This window comes from Candidatus Polarisedimenticolia bacterium, assembly GCA_036001465.1.
Lineage (GTDB): Bacteria > Acidobacteriota > Polarisedimenticolia > Gp22-AA2 > Gp22-AA2 > Gp22-AA3.
Genome location: DASYUH010000019.1, coordinates 1 through 2,735, shown reverse-complemented (window position 1 = coordinate 2,735; position 2,735 = coordinate 1). Strand labels below are relative to the sequence as shown.

2 protein-coding genes are annotated in these 2,735 nt (G+C 67.9%); both read right to left on the bottom strand.

The features are described 5' to 3' along the window. Positions 1-90: 90 nt before the first annotated feature. A complete protein-coding gene (locus VGV60_04275; GenBank protein ID HEV8700472.1) occupies positions 91-1,602 on the bottom strand; it encodes a sulfatase in 1,512 nt (503 codons plus the stop codon). Between the two features lie 121 nt (positions 1,603-1,723). After that, the coding region (locus VGV60_04270; GenBank protein HEV8700471.1) for an alpha-amylase family glycosyl hydrolase at positions 1,724-2,735 on the bottom strand (1,012 nt) is incomplete at its 5' end.

Here is a 2,735-nt window from a genome sequence, read left to right as displayed (position 1 = left end):
GCCGAGCTGCGCGGCCTGCTCAAGGCCTGGGAGGACGAGATGGCGAAGGAGAAGCCGCGCTTCGTGGTCAAGTAGGGAGGAAGGGCCGGCTCAGCGTTCTCGCCCGCCGATCCCGTCCGTGCACGGCGCCGCCACCGCGGGGGGGCCCGGTGGGTCCATATCGCCGATCTCCGCGCGCAGCCGCGCGAGCAGGGCCTGCATCTCCCGGACGCGCACCTGCTGCTCCGGCCGAGCCGCGAGATTCCGCGTCTCGTCGGGATCGCCCTGGAGATCGTACAGCTCGAGCTCCTGCGGCTGCTCGAAGAACTGGATCAGCTTCCAGCGGTCGGTCCTCACGCCGCGGTTCTTGCGCACGCAGTGGGCGCCCGGGAACTCGAAGTACTCGTAGGCAAATGCCTCCCGCCAGGGGGCCTGCGGGTTGGCGACCAGCGGGACCCAGCTTCGCCCGTGCAGCCCGGACGGAGCGGGGACACCGGCCAGCTCGAGGATCGACGGCGCGGCGTCGACGTTGAGTACCATCTTCGACACCACCGTCCCCGGCGGGATGCGGCGGGGATAACGGACCATCAACGGCACGCCGATCGACTCCTCGTACATGAGACGCTTGTCGAAGAGCCCGTGCTCGCCGAGGAAGAAACCGTTGTCGGAGGTGTAGATCACGACCGTGTCCTCGGCCAGGCCCTCCTTGTCCAGGTAGTCCAGCACCCGGCCGAGGTTCTCGTCGACGCCCAGGAGGACCCGGTAGTAGTTCTTCACCAGGATCTGGTGGTTGCGCCGCTTCCGCTCGTCGGGCGGCAGCGAGGCCGGCACCTGGTCGCGGAAGTCCGGCATGTCCGCGATCCCCATCTGCGCCACCTGGCTCACCGCCTGTGGGCGGCCGGCCGGCGAGTCGTCGAAGGTGCGCGGCACCGGGATATCGATGTCGGCGAACGCCTTTTCGAAGCGCTCGGCCGGTTTCCACGCCCGATGGGGCGCCTTGAAGTGGAGGAGCAGGCAGAAGGGCCGGTCCCGCGGCCGGTGCTCGAGCGCCTGCAACGCCTGGTCCCCGACCACGTCCTCCACGTGCCCGCGCATCCGCAGATGGACGCCGTTGGCGATCATCTCCGGATCCTTGTACTGGCCCTGGCCGGGAAGGATCACCCAGCGGTCGAAGTCGGCGGGCCAGAACGGAAGGTGCCACTTGCCGACCAGGACCGTGTGGTAGCCGGCGGCGCGCAACAGGCCGGGGTAGGTGACGGCGTCGAACCGGCGTCCGGACTCCGGCAGCGCGAGATCCGTCTTGGCGTTCGTGGTGACGCCGTGGGCGTGCGAATAGCGGCCCGTGAGATAGGAAGCGCGGCTGGGCGCGCACAGGGAATTCGTGACGAAGGCACGGTCGAAGCGCACCCCCTCCCGGCCGATGCGATCCATGTTCGGGGTCTTGAGGATGGTGTTGCCGTAAAGGCTCGCGGCGTCCCGGCGCTGGTCGTCGGTCATCACGAAGACGATGTTCGGCCCTCGCCGCGGAGGCGGCGCCTCGGCGTGGAGGCGGGTGGCCGAAAGCAGGGCGGCCGCGACGAGTAACCCATCGACGAACCTGGAGGCCTGACGATCCGCCCTCATCGGGACTCAGTATTCCCGGCCAAGGAAGCGCTGTCAGTCTACAGTTCGGAAGATGGCCAGGGCTTGACCAGCTCCGGCGGGAAATCCGTCGCCGGATCGGCCTCGCCGCCCATCCGGGACTTCATCGCGGCTCCTTCCCGACGATTCCAAAAGGCACCACCGTTTCGGGGGGGACGGTGACCGTGATGGTCCCGCCGGTCACGCGACCCGTGCCCGCCCCGCCAAGGAGCGGACGCAAATCCGCCTTCGCGGGCATCCTGATCCCGTCCGCCGGCGCCGAAATCTCCCGGGCCGCCGCCGACCGGTTGATGGCGATCAGCAACACGTCGTCAGCGTCCTGCCGGGCAAACAAATACGATTCGTCGTCCCAGGCCAGATCGATCAGCGCGCCGCGGCGCATCGTGGCATGCTCGCGCCGCAAGGCCAGCCAGTCTCTCGTCCACTGATACATTCGCCCGGCATCGCCCGGACGGCCGGCGGCTTCGAATGCATTCCGTTCATCACCCGGAAAGCCGCCGGGAAAATCACCGCGGTTCGAATCGTGAGTCGCCCCCGTCATGAGGATCTCGTCCCCGTAATAGAGCTGGGGCGTGCCCCGTGTGGCGAGGGTGAAGGCCGTGTGCAGCATCGCGCCGGTCAAGGTGCCGCCCTCGAGGGAGAGGAAACGGGCCACATCGTGGTTTCCGACCATCGTCACCAGCCGCGACGCGTCGGGATAGAGCCCGTCCAGCTTCAGCGTGTTGCGCAGGGCGCTCACCGGCTTCTTGTGCGTGAAGACATCGCGCGAGGTCTGCCACAGCGGAAAATCGAAGACCGCATCGAGGTCCGTGTCGATCCCGTCCCAGCCCGGACGGCCGCCCATGAAGAACGCGGGATAAGCCGGGTCCGCGTCCCACACTTCGCCGACCATCCGCAACCTGGGATACTGGCGATGGATGGCCAGGCAGAGCTCGCGAATGAAGGGTCGCGGCATGTATTGCAGCGTGTCCTGCCGGATCCCGTCGATTCCGGTCGTGCCGAGCCACCACAAGCTGTTCTGGATGAGGTACCGGGCCACTTCCGGTTCCCGCTGATTCATGTCGGCCAGGCGATCGGTAAACCAGCCGTCCACGATCGCCCGGACGGACGGGGCA

Bases quoted from the DNA above. Each gene is read 5' to 3' on its own strand.
- VGV60_04275 (HEV8700472.1), bottom strand. From the start codon at position 1,602: ATGAGGGCGGATCGTCAGGCCTCCAGGTTCGTCGATGGGTTACTCGTC.